Origin of the sequence: Escherichia sp. KTE52 (genome assembly GCF_000408325.1) — a bacterium.
Classification (GTDB): Bacteria; Pseudomonadota; Gammaproteobacteria; order Enterobacterales; family Enterobacteriaceae; genus Escherichia; species Escherichia marmotae.
On record NZ_KE138677.1, the window covers coordinates 652,502 to 671,450 of the forward strand.

Genomic DNA, 18,949 nt, shown 5'->3' on the forward strand with positions numbered 1-18,949 from the left:
TTCGCCACTCCTGACATAAGCGCAATAAATAACCTGGATCAATAATTATCTCAAATTGAACGTTCAAGAAATCACCGAACGGTTATTTTTAACAATTTTTTCTCTTCCCATTGACTTTCCCGGACACCTTGTCTGACCTAAGGTGCGTGGAAGCCACTTTTCCCGTTGCGACTTATCCACAAAGTTATGCACTTGCAAGAGGGCCATTTTCACACTATCTTGCAGTGAATCCCAAACATACCCCCTATATATAGTGTTCATTGCGACTTTCCTTACTACAGGTAGTCAAAGCGATGCTATTGCGGAAAGTATTCCAAAAACAGGTACGACATACATGAATCAGAATCTGCTGGTGACAAAGCGCGACGGTAGCACAGAGCGCATCAATCTCGACAAAATCCATCGCGTTCTGGACTGGGCGGCAGAAGGGCTGCATAACGTTTCGATTTCCCAGGTCGAGCTGCGCTCCCACATTCAGTTTTATGACGGCATCAAGACCTCCGACATCCACGAAACCATTATCAAGGCTGCCGCTGACCTGATCTCCCGTGAAGCACCGGATTATCAGTATCTCGCCGCGCGTCTGGCGATCTTCCACCTGCGTAAAAAAGCCTACGGCCAGTTTGAGCCGCCAGCGCTGTACGATCACGTGGTAAAAATGGTTGAAATGGGCAAATACGATAATCATCTGCTGGAAGACTACACGGAAGAAGAGTTCAAGCAGATGGACACGTTTATCGATCACGACCGTGATATGACCTTCTCTTACGCTGCTGTTAAACAGCTTGAAGGCAAATATCTGGTACAAAACCGCGTGACCGGAGAAATCTACGAGAGCGCCCAGTTCCTCTATATTCTGGTTGCTGCGTGCCTGTTCTCGAATTACCCGCGTGAAACGCGTCTGCAATACGTGAAACGTTTTTACGATGCGGTTTCCACGTTTAAGATTTCGTTGCCGACGCCAATCATGTCCGGCGTGCGTACCCCGACTCGCCAGTTCAGCTCCTGCGTACTGATCGAGTGCGGCGACAGCCTGGATTCCATCAATGCCACCTCCAGCGCAATCGTGAAATACGTTTCCCAGCGTGCAGGTATTGGCATCAACGCCGGTCGCATTCGTGCACTGGGTAGCCCGATTCGCGGCGGCGAAGCGTTTCACACGGGTTGTATCCCGTTCTATAAACATTTCCAGACCGCAGTGAAGTCCTGCTCCCAGGGCGGTGTACGCGGTGGTGCAGCTACGTTGTTCTACCCAATATGGCATCTGGAAGTTGAAAGCCTGCTGGTGCTGAAAAACAACCGTGGGGTTGAAGGCAACCGCGTGCGCCATATGGACTACGGTGTACAAATCAACAAGCTGATGTATACCCGTCTGCTGAAAGGTGAAGATATTACCCTGTTCAGTCCATCCGATGTTCCGGGGTTATACGACGCGTTCTTTGCCGATCAGGAAGAATTTGAGCGCCTGTACACCAAGTATGAGAAAGACGACAGCATCCGTAAACAGCGCGTGAAAGCGGTTGAGCTATTCTCGCTAATGATGCAGGAACGCGCGTCTACCGGTCGTATCTATATTCAGAACGTTGACCACTGCAACACCCACAGCCCATTTGATCCGGCTATTGCGCCAGTGCGCCAGTCTAACCTGTGCCTGGAAATCGCCCTGCCGACCAAACCGCTGAATGACGTCAACGACGAAAACGGTGAAATCGCGCTGTGTACGCTGTCTGCTTTCAACCTGGGCGCAATTAACAGCCTGGATGAACTTGAAGAACTGGCGATTCTGGCGGTACGTGCGCTTGATGCGCTACTGGATTATCAGGATTACCCAATCCCGGCAGCAAAACGCGGGGCAATGGGTCGTCGTACGCTGGGTATTGGCGTGATCAACTTCGCTTACTATCTGGCGAAGCACGGTAAACGTTACTCCGACGGCAGCGCCAACAACCTGACGCACCAAACCTTTGAAGCGATCCAGTATTATCTGCTGAAAGCGTCTAACGAACTGGCAAAAGAGCAAGGCGCGTGCCCGTGGTTTAACGAAACCACCTACGCAAAAGGGATCCTGCCGATCGATACCTACAAGAAAGATCTGGATGCTATCGCCAATGAGCCGCTGCATTACGACTGGGAAGCATTGCGTGAGTCGATCAAAACCCACGGCCTGCGTAACTCCACGCTTTCAGCGCTGATGCCGTCAGAAACCTCTTCGCAGATTTCTAACGCCACCAACGGTATTGAGCCGCCGCGTGGTTACGTCAGCATTAAAGCGTCGAAAGACGGGATTCTGCGCCAGGTGGTGCCAGACTATGAACACCTGCACGACGCCTATGAGCTGCTGTGGGAAATGCCGGGTAATGATGGTTATTTGCAACTGGTGGGTATCATGCAGAAATTCATCGACCAGTCGATCTCTGCTAACACCAACTACGATCCATCGCGCTTCCCGTCAGGAAAAGTGCCGATGCAGCAGTTGCTGAAAGACCTGCTCACCGCCTACAAATTCGGGGTCAAAACGCTGTATTATCAGAACACCCGTGATGGCGCAGAAGACGCGCAGGACGATCTGGTGCCGTCAATCCAGGACGATGGCTGCGAAAGCGGTGCATGTAAGATCTGATATTGTGATGCCGGATGCGGTGTGAACGCCTTATCCGGCATTAAACTCCCAACAGGACATATTCATGGCATATACCACATTTTCACAGACGAAGAATGATCAGCTCAAAGAACCGATGTTCTTTGGTCAGCCGGTCAACGTGGCTCGCTACGATCAACAAAAATATGAAATCTTCGAAAAGTTGATCGAAAAGCAGCTCTCTTTCTTCTGGCGTCCGGAAGAAGTTGATGTCTCCCGCGACCGTATCGATTATCAGGCGCTGCCAGAGCACGAAAAGCACATCTTTATCAGCAACCTGAAGTACCAGACGCTTTTGGATTCCATTCAGGGTCGTAGTCCGAACGTAGCGCTTCTGCCGCTGATTTCGATTCCAGAACTGGAAACCTGGGTAGAAACCTGGGCGTTTTCGGAAACTATTCACTCCCGTTCCTACACGCACATTATTCGTAATATTGTTAACGATCCGTCTGTTGTGTTTGACGATATTGTCACCAACGAGCAGATCCAGAAACGCGCAGAAGGGATTTCGGCTTACTACGACGAACTGATCGAAATGACCAGTTACTGGCACCTGCTGGGCGAAGGCACCCACACCGTTAACGGTAAAACCGTAACTGTCAGCCTGCGCGAGTTGAAGAAAAAACTCTATCTGTGCCTGATGAGCGTTAATGCGCTGGAAGCAATTCGCTTCTACGTCAGCTTCGCTTGTTCCTTCGCTTTCGCTGAACGTGAGCTGATGGAAGGTAATGCCAAGATTATTCGCCTGATTGCCCGTGACGAAGCACTACACCTGACCGGCACTCAGCATATGCTGAATCTGCTGCGCAGCGGTGCGGACGATCCGGAAATGGCGGAAATTGCCGAAGAGTGCAAACAAGAGTGCTATGACCTGTTTGTCCAGGCGGCGCAACAGGAGAAAGACTGGGCGGATTATCTGTTCCGTGACGGTTCAATGATTGGTCTGAACAAAGACATTCTCTGCCAGTACGTTGAATACATCACCAATATCCGTATGCAGGCTGTCGGTTTGGATCTGCCGTTCCAGACACGCTCCAACCCGATCCCGTGGATCAACACCTGGCTGGTGTCTGATAATGTGCAGGTTGCTCCGCAGGAAGTGGAAGTCAGTTCTTATCTGGTCGGACAGATTGATTCGGAAGTGGACACCGACGATTTGAGTAACTTCCAACTCTGATGGCTCGCGTTACCCTGCGCATCACTGGCACACAACTGCTGTGCCAGGATGAACACCCTTCCCTTCTGGCAGCGCTGGAATCCCACAATGTGGCGGTTGAGTATCAGTGTCGCGAAGGCTACTGCGGCTCCTGTCGCACGCGTCTTGTTGCAGGCCAGGTGGACTGGATTGCCGAACCGTTAGCCTTTATTCAGCCAGGGGAAATTTTGCCCTGTTGTTGCCGGGCAAAAGGCGATATTGAAATCGAGTTGTGATCGAGTACTAGTGCCAGATGCGACGCTGACGCGTCTTATCTGGCCTACAACGGCTTTTTGTTGGTTGGATAAGGCGTTTACGCCGCATCCAACATGGCATGCGCGAATAGTTGCCAGATGCGACGCTGATGCGTCTTATCTGGCCTACAACGATTACATGGCGTAGTAATACGCTTTCACCTGTTCCCAGTCCGCTTTAGGGATCGGCTCCAGATATTTCTCCAGTTGCCGGAAGTCATGATTAATCGCTTTATGGCGACGCAGACGACGGCGACTTTTCTCCAGATCAAGAAAACCGGCTTCTGGCTTACCTTCTGTTTTCACATAGATATGGCGAACGTAGCAGCAGCCGTGTTGACGATTAACGCTATGCATCTTTTTAAATGCCAGCGCCACTGCTTCCAACATTGCTTGCCGTACATCGTTGGGATAGGGCGTTACTGCATGCTGTGCATACCAGTCAGCAATACTGACAAAACCCGCCATATCTTCAGTCACCAGTAACGCACGCCATTCGCCATCAATTTTCACCGCTTCTCCAAAAACGATTTTCGGCACAATCACGCCAGCGCGTTCCAGATCTTTTATCACCGCAACCTCGCGCACAATCGTCGGGCGACCAAACGGATAGCGGATAGAATGAAACAGGTGCCGAGTCATGCGCTTTACATACAGCTTTTTGCCGTTGTGCTCGACGCATTGCACCCCGCTCATGCCGTTGCGGCGGTAATTCGGTTTCTCAACCCAGTCACCTTCTGTAGCCCACCAATGATTGAATTCGTCGAGTTTTGCTGAAACTGCCATACCCTGTCGCCTTGTTTTTATTGTTAACGACAATGACTATAGGTGTTCACCTTAAGAAAAACTTAATAAAAAGTGTTTCTTAAGGGATTTCATTTGTCGGGAACTCGTCATCTCACGCTAAAGAACAGTAAGCAAAGATAACTAACTGACTTTATTGAAGAATTAATTTCACTCTGACGTGAATGGGATTTTGAATGAAGGGAAATAGCGGATGGCACGTAAGTGCCATCCGAGACTGAAGTTACTCTTTATTGAGGAATTTTACTGCTTTATCCGGGAAGTCCGTAAACAGCCCATTAACACCCGCTTTGTTATACAGAGCGTCATACAGTTGATTCACATCGGTCGTATATTCTGGCAGCTTATCCGACCGCACGGTATAAGGATGCACAACCAACTTATTCTGCTGCGCGTCTTTCACCATTCCGGTAAGTTTAATATTGCCCGGCTGCGATGTCTCATCAATCACCATATGGTAATCCGGGCCAATGCCGTCAGCATACTCCGCTACCTGCTTCATGGCACCCGGCTTAAACATCCAGTCGTAACTGTAATTAACCCAGGTTCCATCTGGTTGTTTCTGCTGGGTTTCATTCCAGTCAGTATAGGCAATCAGTTGAACCAGATTAAGATCCATGCCCATTTTCGGTTCCAGCTCATTTTTAATACGTTTCAGCTCATCAGCATCAAAGCATTGCAAATAAACTTTGTCATCTTTACCGGTGTAACCGTATTTTTTCAGCACTTCCAGGGTTTTAGCCGCAATATCTTTCCCTTCCTGATGATGAAACCACGGCGCTTTAATTTCTGGATAGATGCCGATATTTTTCCCCGTCGAGTGGTTTAACCCCTGAACAAATTCAATCTCTTCTTCGAAAGTGTGCACACGAAAGTCAGATTTCCCCATCGGGAAGCGTCCGGGGAAAGTCTGCACTTTTTTGCCATTTTCAATATCAAAGCCTTCAGTGAATTTTAAAGACTTAATTTCATCCAGCGTAAAATCTATCGCGTAGTAACGACCATCTTTACGCGCCCGCTCCGGAAAACGCTCGGCCACATCAGTAACGCGGTCAAGATAGTGGTCATGCAGGACGACCAGATGGTCGTCTTTGGTCATCACTAAATCCTGCTCCAGATAATCAGCCCCTTGCGCATACGCCATCGCTTTTGCGGGTAGCGTATGCTCCGGCAAATAACCACTTGCGCCGCGATGGGCTATTACAATTTTCTCGCTGTTGTCTGCCGCCATTGCACTGCTTCCCATGATCATTCCACTCATCATGATCGCCATGCTAAGGTTTTTAAGTGTCAGTTTCATGCCATTAGCCTCCGTTGCGTTTTTGCTGTAATTCCTGATGGCGACGTTTTTCGCCAATCATCACGACAATTAACAAGATAACTGCCAGAATGCTGCCGCCAATCATCACCATGAAGCCGCCATCCCAGCCGAAGTAGTCAACGGTGTAACCGACAATTGCGCTTGCCGCCACAGAACCGCCAAGATAACCAAACAGCCCGGTAAAGCCCGCCGCCGTACCTGCTGCTTTTTTCGGTGCCAGTTCCAGCGCGTGCAGACCTATCAGCATGACAGGACCGTAGATCAGGAAGCCAATGACAATCATGCAAACCATATCAACAGTCGGATTACCTGCCGGGTTCATCCAGTAAACAATAGTAGCGATGGTCACCAGAGTCATAAAGAAGACGCCAGTTGCCCCACGGTTACCGCGGAAGACTTTATCCGACATCCAGCCACACAGCAGAGTGCCCGGAATGCCCGCGTACTCATAAAGGAAGTAGGCCCAGGAAGATTTATCCAGCGCGAAATGCTTCACCTCTTTCAGGTAGGTTGGCGACCAGTCGAGGATGCCGTAGCGCAGCAGATAAACGAATACGTTGGCAATAGCGATGTACCACAGCAGCTTGTTCGGCAGTACGTACTGCATGAAAATCTGCTTCGCAGTCAGTTCCTGTTCCGCTTTTTCGTTATAGTCGTCCGGATAATCATTTTTGTACTCTTCGATCGGCGGCAAACCACAGGATTGTGGGGTATCGCGCATCATAGCAAAAGCGAAAAGCGCCACCAGAATGGCACAGAAAGCAGGCATATAGAGCGCCGCGTGCCAGTCATTAAACCAGGCCATACCCAGCAGGAACAGCAGCGGCGGAATACCACCACCGACGTTATGCGCACAGTTCCATACTGACACAATGCTGCCACGCTCTTTCTGCGACCACCAGTGCACCATAGTACGACCACACGGCGGCCATCCCATTCCCTGGAACCAACCGCAGAGGAACAGAAGAACAAACATCACCGCAATGCTGGAAGTCGCCCACGGCACAAAGCCCATAAACAGCATCACTGCCGCCGCAAGAATCAAACCTGCTGGCAGGAAAACGCGCGGATTCGAGCGATCCGAAACTGACCCCATGATGAATTTCGAAAATCCGTAAGCAATGGAGATACCGGAAAGGGCAAAACCTAAATCCCCACGAGAGAATCCCTGCTCCACCAGATAGGGCATAGCGAGAGCAAAGTTCTTACGAACCAGATAGTAAGCGGCATAACCAAAGAATATCCCCAGGAAAATTTGCCAGCGCAATCGACGATAAGTCGGATCGATCTCCGCAGCAGGTAGGCGCGCTTTGTGTGGCGCTGGTTTAAAAATACTCAACATTTATAGCCTCCGTGGCCCGTGGTCTTATTTATGATTAACAGACTGATTCAATAGAAGAACCTGCCGTTTCTTGAGTGGCCGCGATGTTAATTAATCATTCATTTTATGAATGTGAATTACCGCACACATTATTAAATAAGATTGTCAAAATGTTCTGAAAGACGCATGAAATCACGTTTCACTTTCGAATTATGAGCGAATATGCGCGAAATCAAACAATTCATGTTTTTACTATGGCTAAATGGTAAAAAACGAACTTCAGAGGGATAACAATGAAAACTCGCGACTCGCAAACAAGTGACGTGATTATCATTGGCGGCGGCGCAACGGGAGCCGGGATTGCCCGTGACTGTGCCCTGCGCGGGCTGCGCGTGATTTTGGTTGAGCGACACGATATCGCAACAGGCGCGACCGGGCGTAACCACGGTCTGCTGCACAGCGGCGCACGTTATGCAGTAACAGATGCGGAATCCGCCCGCGAATGCATTAGTGAGAACCAGATTTTAAAACGCATCGCGCGTCACTGTGTCGAACCGACCAACGGCCTGTTTATCACCCTGCCGGAAGATGACCTCTCTTTCCAGGCTACGTTTATTCGCGCTTGTCAGGAGGCGGGGATCAGCGCGGAAGCCATTGATCCGCAGCAAGCACGCATTATCGAACCTTCCGTTAACCCGGCATTGATTGGCGCGGTAAAAGTCCCGGATGGCACCGTGGATCCATTCCGCCTGACCGCTGCGAACATGCTCGATGCAAAAGAACACGGTGCGGTTATCCTCACCGCCCATGAAGTCACTGGCCTGCTTCGTGAAGGCGCGACGGTGTGTGGCGTTCGCGTGCGTAATCATCTTACAGGCGAAACCCAGGCGCTCCATGCACCAGTGGTGGTGAATGCTGCCGGGATCTGGGGGCAACATATTGCCGAGTATGCCGATCTGCGTATTCGCATGTTCCCGGCCAAAGGATCGCTGCTGATCATGGATCACCGCATTAATCAGCACGTGATCAATCGCTGCCGTAAACCTTCTGACGCTGATATTCTGGTGCCCGGCGATACCATTTCACTGATTGGCACCACCTCTTTACGCATTGATTATGACGAAATTGACGATAATCGGGTGACGGCAGAAGAGGTGGATATCCTGCTGCGTGAAGGGGAAAAACTGGCTCCGGTGATGGCGAAAACGCGCATTCTGCGTGCCTACTCTGGTGTGCGCCCACTGGTTGCCAGCGATGACGATCCGAGCGGGCGTAATGTCAGTCGCGGCATCGTGCTGCTCGATCACGCCGAACGCGATGGCCTGGACGGATTTATCACCATTACCGGCGGCAAACTGATGACCTACCGTCTGATGGCGGAATGGGCCACAGATGCCGTCTGCCGCAAACTGGGCAACTCGCGCCCCTGCACAACCGCCGACCTGGCACTACCGGGTTCACAAGAACCGGCTGAAGTGACACTGCAAAAAATCATTTCCCTCCCTGCACCACTTCGCGGTTCTGCGGTTTATCGTCACGGTGATCGCACGCCAGCCTGGTTAAGTGAAGGCCGCTTGCACCGGAGCCTGGTGTGCGAATGCGAAGCTGTCACTGCAGGCGAAGTGCAATACGCGGTAGAAAATTTAAACGTCAACAGCCTGCTGGACTTACGCCGTCGCACCCGTGTGGGGATGGGGACCTGTCAGGGCGAACTCTGCGCCTGCCGCGCCGCCGGACTGCTGCAACGCTTTAACGTCACCACGTCCGCGCAATCTATCGAGCAACTTTCCACCTTCCTTAACGAACGTTGGAAAGGTGTGCAGCCCATTGCCTGGGGCGATGCGCTGCGCGAAAGCGAATTTACCCGCTGGGTTTATCAGGGACTGTGTGGTCTGGAGAAGGAGCAGAAAGATGCGATTTGATACTGTCATTATGGGCGGCGGCCTTGCCGGATTACTCTGCGGCCTGCAACTACAAAAACACGGTCTGCGTTGTGCGATTGTCACTCGCGGTCAGAGCGCGCTGCATTTCTCGTCCGGCTCACTGGATTTACTAAGCCATCTGCCAGATGGGCAGCCGGTGACAGATATTCACGACGGACTGGAAACATTGGGTCGCCTGGCCCCCTCCCATCCCTACAGCCAACTCGGCCCACAGCGCGTGCTCGACCTCGCTTGCCAGGCGCAGGCGTTAATTGCAGAAAGCGGTGCGCAATTGCAGGGCAGCGTAGAACTGGCTCACCAGCGGGTTACTCCTCTCGGCACGCTACGCTCAACCTGGCTAAGCTCACCAGAAATCCCAGTCTGGCCGCTGCCCGCGAAGAAAATATGCGTAGTGGGAATAAGTGGCCTGATGGATTTTCAGGCACACCTGGCGGCAGCCTCGTTACGTGAATTAAATCTTGCTGTCGAAACTGCTGAAATTGAATTGCCGGAACTGGATGTCTTACGCAATAACGCCACCGAATTTCGTGCAGTGAATATTGCCCGTTTCCTTGATAACGAAGAAAACTGGCCACTGTTGATCGATGCGCTTATCCCTGTTGCCAACACCTGTGAAATGATCCTGATGCCCGCCTGTTTCGGCCTGACCGATAACAAACTGTGGCGCTGGCTGAATGAGCAACTGCCCTGTTCATTAATGTTACTGCCAACATTGCCGCCTTCCGTGCTGGGTATTCGTCTGCAAAATCAGCTTCAACATCAGTTCGTGCGCCAGGGCGGTGTGTGGATGCCGGGCGATGAAGTAAAAAAAGTGACCTGCAAAAATGGCGTCGTCAGTGAAATATGGACCCGTAATCACGCCGATATTCCGCTACGTCCACGCTTTGCCGTGCTTGCCAGTGGCAGCTTCTTTAGCGGGGGGCTGGTGGCAGAACGCGACGGTATTCGCGAACCGATTCTCGGCCTTGATGTGCTGCAAACCGCCACGCGGGGTGAGTGGTATCGAAGTGACTTTTTCGCTCCGCAACCGTGGCAACAATTCGGCGTGACCACTGACGAGGCGCTACGCCCGTCGCTGGCAGGTCAAACGATAGAAAACCTGTTTGCCATTGGTTCGGTGCTGGGCGGATTTGATCCCATAGCCCAGGGATGCGGCGGCGGCGTTTGTGCTGTCAGTGCATTACATGCTGCTCAACAGATTGCCCAACGCGCAGGAGGCCAAGAATGAACGATACCAGCTTCGAAAACTGCATTAAGTGCACCGTCTGCACCACCGCCTGTCCGGTGAGCCGGGTGAATCCGGGCTATCCGGGGCCAAAACAGGCGGGACCAGATGGCGAACGTCTGCGTCTGAAAGATGGCGCACTGTATGACGAGGCGCTGAAATATTGCATCAACTGCAAACGTTGCGAAGTCGCCTGTCCATCCGATGTGAAGATTGGCGATATCATCCAGCGCGCACGAGCAAAATACGACACCTCGCGCCCGTCGCTGCGCAATTTCGTTTTAAGTCATACCGACCTGATGGGCAGCTTTTCTACGCCGTTCGCGCCTATCGTTAACACCGCTACCTCACTAAAACCGGTGCGACAACTGCTTGATGCCGCGTTAAAAATCGACCACCGTCGCACACTGCCGAAATACTCCTTCGGCACCTTCCGCCGCTGGTATCGCAGCGTGGCGGCACAGCAGGCGCAGTATAAAGATCAGGTGGCGTTCTTCCACGGCTGCTTCGTCAATTACAACCATCCACAACTGGGTAAAGATTTAATTAAAGTACTCAACGCGATGGGAACGGGCGTGCAACTGCTCAGCAAAGAGAAATGCTGCGGTGTGCCGCTGATTGCCAACGGTTTTACCGATAAGGCGCGTAAACAGGCGATTATCAACGTGGAATCGATCCGCGAAGCTGTCGGAGCGAAAGGCATTCCGGTGATTGCCACCTCCTCCACCTGTACGTTTGCCCTGCGCGATGAATATCCGGAAGTGTTGAATGTCGACAACAAAGGCTTACGCGATCATATCGAACTGGCAACCCGCTGGCTGTGGCGCAAGTTAGATGAAGGCAAAATCTTGCCACTTAAACCGCTGCCGCTGAAAGTGGTTTATCACACCCCATGCCATATGGAAAAAATGGGCTGGACGCTCTACACCCTGGAACTATTACGTAAAATCCCTGGGCTTGAACTGACAGTGTTGGATTCTCAGTGCTGCGGTATTGCTGGTACTTATGGATTCAAAAAAGAGAACTACCCCACCTCACAAGCCATCGGAGCGCCACTGTTCCGTCAGATAGAAGAGAGCGGCGCGGATCTGGTCGTCACCGACTGCGAAACCTGCAAATGGCAGATTGAGATGTCCACGAGCCTTCGCTGCGAACATCCGATTACTCTGTTGGCCCAGGCGCTGGCTTAAACTCCCTTCTGATGCCCGGTAAGCATGTTGCTTATCGGGCATTTTTGCGGGCGCGATTCCGTGCCAAATGTACGCGTTGCATCGCCGTGAAAATTCCTCTGAAAACGTCTCGCAAAGACTGAAACTGTCAGATGTCAAAGGCCCGGGATACCCGTAATGTCGCGTCATCATAAACATCTGGTGACGGACAACCATGACAGAATCAACAACATCCTCCCCGCATGATGCGGTATTTAAAACCTTTATGTTCTCGCCCGAAACCGCACGGGATTTTCTGGAAATACACCTGCCGGAACCGCTACGTAAGCTTTGCAACCTGCAAACCTTACGCCTGGAACCCACCAGTTTTATTGAAAAAAGTTTACGCGCTTACTACTCGGATGTTTTGTGGTCGGTAGAAACCACCGACGGCGAAGGTTATATCTACTGCGTGATTGAGCATCAGAGTACTGCAGAAAAAAACATGGCCTTTCGACTGATGCGTTATGCCACTGCCGTCATGCAGCGCCATCTGGACAAAGGCTATGACAGAGTCCCTCTGGTAGTGCCAATGCTGTTTTATCACGGCGAAACCTCACCCTACCCATATTCACTTAACTGGCTGGATGAATTTGACGACCCGCAGCTTGCCCGGCAGTTGTACACCGAAGCTTTTCCGTTGGTGGATATCACCATCGTACCTGACGATGAGATCATGCAACATCGGCGTATAGCTCTGCTGGAACTGATTCAAAAGCATATTCGCGAGCGCGATTTAATCGGTCTGGTCGACAGGATCACCACGCTTTTGGTTAGGGGCTTCACTAATGACAGCCAGGTGCAAACGCTGTTTAATTATCTGCTGCAATGCGGCGATACCTCCCGTTTCACCCGCTTTATTGAGGAAATTGCCGAACGTTCACCACTACAAAAGGAGAGATTGATGACTATTGCTGAACGGCTACGGCAGGAAGGACACCAAATTGGCTGGCAGGAAGGTAAATTAGAAGGTTTGCAGGAAGGCATGCATGAACAAGCCATTAAAATTGCCTTGCGCATGCTGGAGCAGGGCTTTGAACGTGAGATTGTGCTGGCGACAACCCAACTCACTGATGCTGATATTCCACCGAACTGTCATTAAAAGAAGAGATTGATGACTATTGCTGAACGGCTACGGCAGGAAGGGCATCAAATTGGCTGGCAGGAGGGTAAGATTGAAGGCTTGCAAGAAGGTAAATTAGAAGGTTTGCAGGAAGGCAAAGTAGAAGGCATGCATGAACAAGCCATTAAAATTGCCTTGCGCATGCTGGAACAGGGTATTGATCGTGACCTGGCTGCTCGCAGCCACCCAGCTAAGCGAAGCCGATCTGGCAGCGAATAACCACTAATTAACACAGGCCCACAAGCAATCCCCATGGGCCTTTGATATCAATAACTACCTTTTATGCGTGGCTCATTTTTGCCTGATTTAAATATCGCCAGTCGCTTATCCAGGGCATCACTGTAGAGCATGGTGTCGACGCCAACGGCGACAAAGTTCGCTCCCCACGCAAGGCATTGCTGCGCCATATCAGGAGCCACAGCCAGAAAACCTGCTGCTTTACCCGCAGCGCGGATCCGTCGGATGCTGGTTTCAATAATACGCTGCACTTCCGGGTGCCCGGCATTATCCGGGTAACCCAACGACGCTGAGAGATCCGCTGGCCCAATAAACACACCATCAACCCCCTCAACGTCGAGGATTTCATCCAGATTATCCAGTGCTGTTTTACTTTCCACCTGCACCAACAGACAAAGTGAGTCGTTGACTTGCGCCATGTAATTCTCAATGCGTCCCCAGCGTGCTGCCCGTGCCACGCTGGCCCCGACACCACGCTCACCGTACGGTGGATAGCGAGTTGCAGACACTATCTGACGCGCCTGTTCGCCAGTGTCGACCATCGGGATCAGTAGAGTTTGCGCGCCAATATCCAGGACTTGTTTAATCAGCGACTTACTCCCCTCCACTGGGCGGATCACGGGTTGGCTGCCATAGGGCGCTACCGCCTGAAGTTGGTGATAAAGGTTCTGAATGGTATTTGGCGCATGTTCACCATCAATCAGCAACCAGTCATAACCGGAGGTGGCGGCAATTTCTGCCATATAGGAAGTTGTCGAACTTAACCACAGACCAATTTGTACTTCACCCTTGCGTAAGCGTTCTTTGAATGGATTGATTAATAATGTGTTCATCATGTTCCTTAACCTGTTAATGATGCGCCACGTTGGTCTGCGCAACAGCGCGACTTACACGCAGAGTGAAAATAATCAGCGAACCGATGACCGCCACCGCTGCCAGCATCAGCAAGCCTGCCGCATCGCTGGCAAACAACGTTTCTGCTTTTACACGCAGGATCGGGGCGATAAATCCACCCACCGCGCCAAACAGGTTTACAAAACCAATCCCCGCAGCCAGCGCCGTACCGGAAAGCAGTTGTGTCGGCATCGTCCAGAACACCGGCTGAACCGCAATAAACCCTATTGCTGCAACACACAGCGCAACGATTGCCAGTACTGGCGAAAGTAGCCCGGAAAGGCCAATACCAATGCCCGCGGACAGCAATGTCAGCGCCGCGACATTGCGCCGTTCGCCGGTTTTATCGGAATAGCGCGGAATAAACCAGGTCCCCAACAATGCCGCAATCCACGGAATGGCGGCGACCACGGAGGCCGTAAAGCCCACTTTTGTTCCCAGCAATGCGGCAACCTGCGTCGGCAGGAAGAAAATTAATCCGTAAACCGCCACCTGAATAGTCAGGTAGATAATCGCCAGTTGCCAGACTCGCCCATTACGCAGCGCATCACTCAGTCGCGAAGTGACTTTCTGTTGTTCTTCACTTGTAAGTTGATTAATGAGCAACGTTTTTTCTTCTTTACTCAGAAAACGTGCCTGCTCCGGTGTGTCATCAAGCCAAAAGAATGTGAACACCCCAGCACCGACTGCCAGTAATCCTTCAATCACAAACATCCAGAACCAGCCAGGATGTCCCATAAATCCATGCATCTCCAGAAGCGCGCCGGAGAGCGGTGATCCCAGCGTTAACGCCAACGGTGCTCCCATATAAAACAGCCCCATAATGCTGGCGCGATTACGCTGCGGAAACCATTGCGAAGTGAGATAAATCATGCCTGGAAAGAACCCGGCTTCCGCAGCACCAAGCAGGGTGCGAACTATCAGAAATTTCACTTCAGTATCGGCCCATGCCATTGCCGCCGAAAGAAATCCCCACAGCAGTGTCGTCGTACCAATCCAGGTCCTGGCTCCCAGTTTGCGCATCAACAAATTCGCCGGAACACCGAGAAACGCATACACCACAAAGAAAATTCCCGCTCCCAGCGCATAAGCTTCATTACTTAGCCCGGTATCAATCTGGTAGGTCTGTTTGGCAAAACCAATATTCGAACGATCGAGAAACGCCAGCACGTACAGCGCCAACATAAACGGGATCAAACGCGCGCGGTTTTTCTTCACCACGGCGTCAAGCAAAGCGGTGCTCATAAGAAGCTCCTTAGAACATGTGAGCGTTACTGTTGTCACGGCAACGCCCGGAATGATTAGTGGCTGTAAGGGCGTTTCAGATTGCAGTCACGATTGAGTTCGACGCCGAAACCCGGTTTATCAAGTACTGATTTGTGAATACGACCATTCACCGGCACCGGCTCATTAAGCAAAATCGGATCAAACTGCGGACGCATCGATGAACAATCCGGACTGGTCATCAGGAATTCGCTAAATGGGGTATTGGTGAAGGTGATCACCGCATGGTGGGAGTAAACAGACGAACCGTGCGGCACCACCAGTTGTCCACGTGATTTGGCAATTGCGGCAATCTCCACCAGCGTGGTTAAGCCACCGCACCAGCCAACATCTGGTTGCATAATGTCGATACCGGTTTCTGAAAGTGTACGGAAAGATTGCAGTGTGCCGTGGTGCTCGCCACTGGTGACCATCATTCCTGCTGGCGCGTTGCGTTTTAATTCGCGATAACCTTCATACTGTTGCGGCGGCAGGCACTCTTCGATCCATTTCAGGTTATAAGGGGCACAAGCGTGAGCCAGTTTGGTGGCATAGTTCACGTCCTGGCTCATCCAGCAGTCGAGCATCAACCAGAAATCTTCACCGCATTTTTCACGCATACCCGCGACCATAGTGGCGTCTTTGCGGATCCCCGCATCACCATCATGTGGCCCCCAGTGCGTCGGCATCTTGCCGCCGATAAAGCCCATCTCTTTTGCCAGATCCGGGCGCGCGCCCGTGGCGTAGAACTGAATTTCATCACGGACAGCGCCGCCTAAAAGTTTATAAACCGGAAGCCCGACCACTTTGCCGAACAGATCCCACAGAGCCAAATCAACACAGGAAATCGTGTTCATCACCAGGCCCCCTGAACCGGAGTAATACTGGGTGGCGTTGAGCATTTGATCGTGAATCAGTTTGATATCACTGACACATTTGCCCTCTATGAAACGGTTTAGGTGTTTTTCAACGATAAAGCACCCCATTTCACCGGCTGTTGAAACGGCGAAGCCGGTCTGGCCATTTTCTGCTTCGACTTCAACAATTAACGTGCCAAGAACGTTAATACCAAATGACTGGCGGGACTGCTCGTAATCGCGGTATTTACTCATCGGGGTAGCAATATGATCGTCAATCCAGTGATCCACTCCCTGGTCGTGATAATCACCGCCGCCAGCGCCTTTTTCTGCTGTCGCTCCGCCAGTAAACCAGGCGCGAACCTGTTTGATTTTTGGTAGGGTCATGATGTTCTCCATTTTTATGAGGCCAGTAAGTCAAAGGGACTTTTCCATCCCAACAGACGTGAAATATCCCTGGCGCAGGCGATGGCTTTGCCCGCCAGATAATCACGATATTCTTCATTGATTTGTAAACGAGTACCGACCACTGAGATCGCGGCGGTAAGCTCGTTATTGGCGTTAAACACCGGGGCAGCAACACAACGGACATCGGTGTAATCTTCACCGTTGTCATAGCTCCAGCCCTGACGGCGAATACGTGCCAGTTCTTCGTGGAGCTGTGGTGGACGGGTAATCGTGGTGGGTGTCGCCTGTTCCCAGACCAGCCCTTCGATAATACTTTGCTGTACAGCTTCAGGTTGCCAGGCAAGCAGGCATTTACCTATTCCGGAGCGATAAAGCGAAAGGCTTTTTCCTTCATGGGAACGCACGCTGATAGTGGCTGAAGACTCCACTTTCAATATGTAATATGCGCTACCGTTATCGATGATCCCAAGGTGACACAACAGTCCAGTGGTATCCATCAGTTGCGTCAGGCGTGGGCGTGCCAGTTCCCGGAGATCCATCTTGCTTAACGCATGGCCGGAAAGCTCCACCAGCCTGGTCCACAGACAAAAATTTTCCTGGTGATCAAGACTCAGAAAACGCTGACGCTTGAGTTCGTTAAGCAGCAAATAGGCTGTGCTTTTAGGGATCCCCAATGTGTCGATGATCGTCGCAGCACTACAGGGGCCAATACGAGCAATCAAATTGAGAATATCAATAGCCCGTGTCAGGGCGGGAACTTTGCTTGATTCCAACATACTGGACTCCAGTCTTAGATACTGGAATCAGTCTCGTTGCTCAGGGGGAGTAAAATTGTGAAGCGCATCAAATCCCACTCCTCGTCCAGAGGACTGGAGGAATTACGCACAAATTTGTGAATTAGCGCACGGATTTTTTCTTATTGAGTACAACAGGTTGGACAACCTTTGCGGGAGAGAAGTGTGCCGGTGTAGTAAACCGGCACGGAGTGGCTGCTCAGGCAGTTAGGGTCATAGATTCAACAACCTCAATCCAGCCATGCTCGCTGGCAATGTCCTGACCGTTCAGCCAGCGACGCAGCATATTGAGTGCCATCATTGCACACACTTCCTGACGAATAGCCAGACTGTAGCGCGTAGTGCTGAAATGTACGCGCAGAGCAAAAGTGCCATCCGGCGTGGCCAACGCAAAGTTGAGATACCCATCTTCCAGGCCAGAAATGGCCAGTGCCAGCCCGGCGAAATGTTTGGCTCGTCGTTCAGTTATCCAGTGTGCGGTTTGCGCCAGTGTTTCTTCCTGTGAAGGCACGACTTCACACGCCAGTAATGGCGCACCAGCACGAGAAAGTTGCAACGCCAATAAACCACCGGTGAATTGCTCGCTCAACGTCAGACTGAACTGGCGACGTTGCAATTCCCGGCTGATCTGCGCAGGTAGTCCTTCGGTGCCTTCAAAAATCATGCTCTGTCCGGCGACGCGTTTAACGTCCTGCCATAGTTTTTCCATCGCCTGTAGCTCGCTTGCCGGTCCGGTGAGTTTCAATTCGATAATCGGCATAGAAGAGCGATAGCCCATCGTTACGCCCGGCGGCAGTTGCAACGTGTCCAGGCTTTGCGCCAGATCGCTTTCTGAACGACCAAAGGTAGTCAAACGCAGGCAAACCGGTGGCTGCGGTAAGGAAAAACGCTCACGCAGGCGCGGCAGAATTTCATGCTCCACCATCACTTTAAATTCCGAAGGCACGCCTGGGGTAAAGAACATCAGGCAACGGTTAAGTTGCACAGCAAAACCACAGGCCGTGCCAACCGGATTATTGATAAATTCAGCACTGGCTGGCAGCTCCGCCTGTTTGCGGTTACTCGACGCCATCACGCGCCCACGTTCGCGGAAATAGCGTTCCATCTCTTGCAGCCAGGCTTCATGAAGAACTAATCCCTCACCTTTTGCTGTCGCAGCGGCCAGTGCGCTTAAATCATCGCTGGTCGGCCCCAGACCACCGTTGACGATCAGCACATCGGCGTGCTGGCTACGTTCACGCAGAATGGTGACTAAATCCTCAAGGTTATCGCCCACCGTATTACGGCGAGATAATGGCAACCCCTGATGAAAGAAAAAATCAGCCAGCCAGGCAGCGTTAGTGTCAACGATTTGCCCGTGTAACACTTCATCCCCTGTGGATAACATTTCCACTTTTAACATGGTTATCTCCTGCTTTTGTTATCGAATCACTATAACGCAAAGGGAGATAAGGCGTAGAAAGA

Annotated in this window: 15 protein-coding genes and 1 pseudogene; 8 read left to right on the forward strand and 8 right to left on the reverse strand. The window is 51.5% G+C overall.

What is annotated here, in order from left to right; translation table 11 throughout:
* The first annotated feature begins 334 nt into the window (after positions 1-334).
* The 3 genes from nrdA to yfaE all read left to right on the forward strand — a co-directional run bounded on the left by nrdA (position 335) and on the right by yfaE (position 4,069).
* Entirely contained in the window at positions 335-2,620 is a 2,286-nt protein-coding gene (gene nrdA, locus A1SC_RS14065) for a class 1a ribonucleoside-diphosphate reductase subunit alpha (RefSeq protein WP_001516754.1), read from the forward strand.
* Positions 2,621-2,684: 64 nt separating this feature from the next.
* On the forward strand, positions 2,685-3,815 hold the full coding sequence (gene nrdB, locus A1SC_RS14060; RefSeq protein ID WP_000332038.1) for a class Ia ribonucleoside-diphosphate reductase subunit beta: 1,131 nt from the start codon (positions 2,685-2,687) through the stop codon (positions 3,813-3,815).
* Positions 3,815-4,069, forward strand: a complete 255-nt coding sequence (gene yfaE / locus A1SC_RS14055; RefSeq protein WP_000135039.1) for a ferredoxin-like diferric-tyrosyl radical cofactor maintenance protein YfaE — start codon at positions 3,815-3,817, stop codon at positions 4,067-4,069. Before nrdB ends, yfaE begins: the two co-directional genes overlap by 1 nt.
* Positions 4,070-4,222: 153 nt before the next feature.
* Here yfaE and inaA read toward each other — a convergent pair whose 3' ends face one another.
* The 3 genes from inaA to glpT all read right to left on the reverse strand — a co-directional run bounded on the left by inaA (position 4,223) and on the right by glpT (position 7,554).
* Entirely contained in the window at positions 4,223-4,873 is a 651-nt protein-coding gene (gene inaA, locus A1SC_RS14050; protein ID WP_000301036.1) for a lipopolysaccharide kinase InaA, read from the reverse strand.
* 241 nt (positions 4,874-5,114) lie between these two features.
* Positions 5,115-6,191 (reverse strand): glycerophosphodiester phosphodiesterase, encoded by a 1,077-nt coding sequence (gene glpQ, locus A1SC_RS14045; protein ID WP_000779068.1) that lies wholly within the window; start codon positions 6,189-6,191, stop codon positions 5,115-5,117.
* Positions 6,192-6,195: 4 nt separating this feature from the next.
* Complete coding sequence (glpT, locus tag A1SC_RS14040; protein WP_000948746.1) at positions 6,196-7,554, reverse strand: glycerol-3-phosphate transporter; 1,359 nt, start codon at positions 7,552-7,554, stop codon at positions 6,196-6,198.
* A gap of 272 nt (positions 7,555-7,826) precedes the next feature.
* On the opposite strand from glpT, the gene glpA reads away from it, so the two are divergent.
* The 5 genes and pseudogenes from glpA to A1SC_RS14015 all read left to right on the forward strand — a co-directional run.
* On the forward strand, positions 7,827-9,455 hold the full coding sequence (gene glpA / locus A1SC_RS14035; protein WP_016248990.1) for an anaerobic glycerol-3-phosphate dehydrogenase subunit A: 1,629 nt from the start codon (positions 7,827-7,829) through the stop codon (positions 9,453-9,455).
* Positions 9,445-10,704: a glycerol-3-phosphate dehydrogenase subunit GlpB gene (glpB, locus tag A1SC_RS14030; RefSeq protein ID WP_016262172.1), complete on the forward strand. Its 1,260-nt coding sequence runs from the start codon at positions 9,445-9,447 to the stop codon at positions 10,702-10,704. Before glpA ends, glpB begins: the two co-directional genes overlap by 11 nt.
* A complete protein-coding gene (gene glpC, locus A1SC_RS14025) occupies positions 10,701-11,891 on the forward strand; it encodes an anaerobic glycerol-3-phosphate dehydrogenase subunit GlpC (protein ID WP_016262173.1) in 1,191 nt (396 codons plus the stop codon). Before glpB ends, glpC begins: the two co-directional genes overlap by 4 nt.
* Before the next feature lie 193 nt (positions 11,892-12,084).
* A complete protein-coding gene (locus A1SC_RS14020) occupies positions 12,085-13,011 on the forward strand; it encodes an ISNCY family transposase (protein WP_000140544.1) in 927 nt (308 codons plus the stop codon).
* Positions 13,012-13,258: pseudogene (locus A1SC_RS14015) on the forward strand (hypothetical protein); the annotation flags it as partial.
* A gap of 40 nt (positions 13,259-13,298) precedes the next feature.
* Here A1SC_RS14015 and yfaU read toward each other — a convergent pair.
* From yfaU to A1SC_RS13990, 5 genes are all read right to left on the reverse strand, one after another.
* Positions 13,299-14,102, reverse strand: coding sequence for a 2-keto-3-deoxy-L-rhamnonate aldolase (yfaU, locus tag A1SC_RS14010; RefSeq protein WP_001094289.1), 804 nt, complete (start codon positions 14,100-14,102; stop codon positions 13,299-13,301).
* 16 nt (positions 14,103-14,118) lie between these two features.
* The gene (locus A1SC_RS14005; RefSeq protein ID WP_016262175.1) at positions 14,119-15,408 is read right to left on the reverse strand and encodes an MFS transporter; all 1,290 of its coding nucleotides are present in this window, start codon (positions 15,406-15,408) and stop codon (positions 14,119-14,121) included.
* A gap of 56 nt (positions 15,409-15,464) precedes the next feature.
* The gene (rhmD, locus tag A1SC_RS14000) at positions 15,465-16,670 is read right to left on the reverse strand and encodes an L-rhamnonate dehydratase (protein WP_016262176.1); all 1,206 of its coding nucleotides are present in this window, start codon (positions 16,668-16,670) and stop codon (positions 15,465-15,467) included.
* A 14-nt stretch (positions 16,671-16,684) separates the two neighbouring features.
* Positions 16,685-17,467 carry an IclR family transcriptional regulator gene (locus A1SC_RS13995; RefSeq protein WP_000894175.1) on the reverse strand — a complete coding sequence of 261 codons (783 nt, stop codon included), beginning with the start codon at positions 17,465-17,467 and terminating at the stop codon, positions 16,685-16,687.
* Between the two features lie 217 nt (positions 17,468-17,684).
* Positions 17,685-18,887: a nicotinamide mononucleotide deamidase-related protein YfaY gene (locus A1SC_RS13990; RefSeq protein WP_016262177.1), complete on the reverse strand. Its 1,203-nt coding sequence runs from the start codon at positions 18,885-18,887 to the stop codon at positions 17,685-17,687.
* Between the last annotated feature and the right edge of the window lie 62 nt (positions 18,888-18,949).

Excerpts from the sequence above, each read along its gene's own strand:
- nrdA (WP_001516754.1), top strand. The coding sequence starts at position 335 with ATGAATCAGAATCTGCTGGTGACAAAGCGCGACGGTAGCACAGAGCGC.
- nrdB (WP_000332038.1), top strand. The coding sequence starts at position 2,685 with ATGGCATATACCACATTTTCACAGACGAAGAATGATCAGCTCAAAGAA.
- yfaE (WP_000135039.1), top strand. The coding sequence starts at position 3,815 with ATGGCTCGCGTTACCCTGCGCATCACTGGCACACAACTGCTGTGCCAG.
- inaA (WP_000301036.1), bottom strand. The coding sequence starts at position 4,873 with ATGGCAGTTTCAGCAAAACTCGACGAATTCAATCATTGGTGGGCTACA.
- glpQ (WP_000779068.1), bottom strand. The coding sequence starts at position 6,191 with ATGAAACTGACACTTAAAAACCTTAGCATGGCGATCATGATGAGTGGA.
- glpT (WP_000948746.1), bottom strand. The coding sequence starts at position 7,554 with ATGTTGAGTATTTTTAAACCAGCGCCACACAAAGCGCGCCTACCTGCT.
- glpA (WP_016248990.1), top strand. The coding sequence starts at position 7,827 with ATGAAAACTCGCGACTCGCAAACAAGTGACGTGATTATCATTGGCGGC.
- glpB (WP_016262172.1), top strand. The coding sequence starts at position 9,445 with ATGCGATTTGATACTGTCATTATGGGCGGCGGCCTTGCCGGATTACTC.
- glpC (WP_016262173.1), top strand. The coding sequence starts at position 10,701 with ATGAACGATACCAGCTTCGAAAACTGCATTAAGTGCACCGTCTGCACC.
- A1SC_RS14020 (WP_000140544.1), top strand. The coding sequence starts at position 12,085 with ATGACAGAATCAACAACATCCTCCCCGCATGATGCGGTATTTAAAACC.
- yfaU (WP_001094289.1), bottom strand. The coding sequence starts at position 14,102 with ATGAACACATTATTAATCAATCCATTCAAAGAACGCTTACGCAAGGGT.
- A1SC_RS14005 (WP_016262175.1), bottom strand. The coding sequence starts at position 15,408 with ATGAGCACCGCTTTGCTTGACGCCGTGGTGAAGAAAAACCGCGCGCGT.
- rhmD (WP_016262176.1), bottom strand. The coding sequence starts at position 16,670 with ATGACCCTACCAAAAATCAAACAGGTTCGCGCCTGGTTTACTGGCGGA.
- A1SC_RS13995 (WP_000894175.1), bottom strand. The coding sequence starts at position 17,467 with ATGTTGGAATCAAGCAAAGTTCCCGCCCTGACACGGGCTATTGATATT.
- A1SC_RS13990 (WP_016262177.1), bottom strand. The coding sequence starts at position 18,887 with ATGTTAAAAGTGGAAATGTTATCCACAGGGGATGAAGTGTTACACGGG.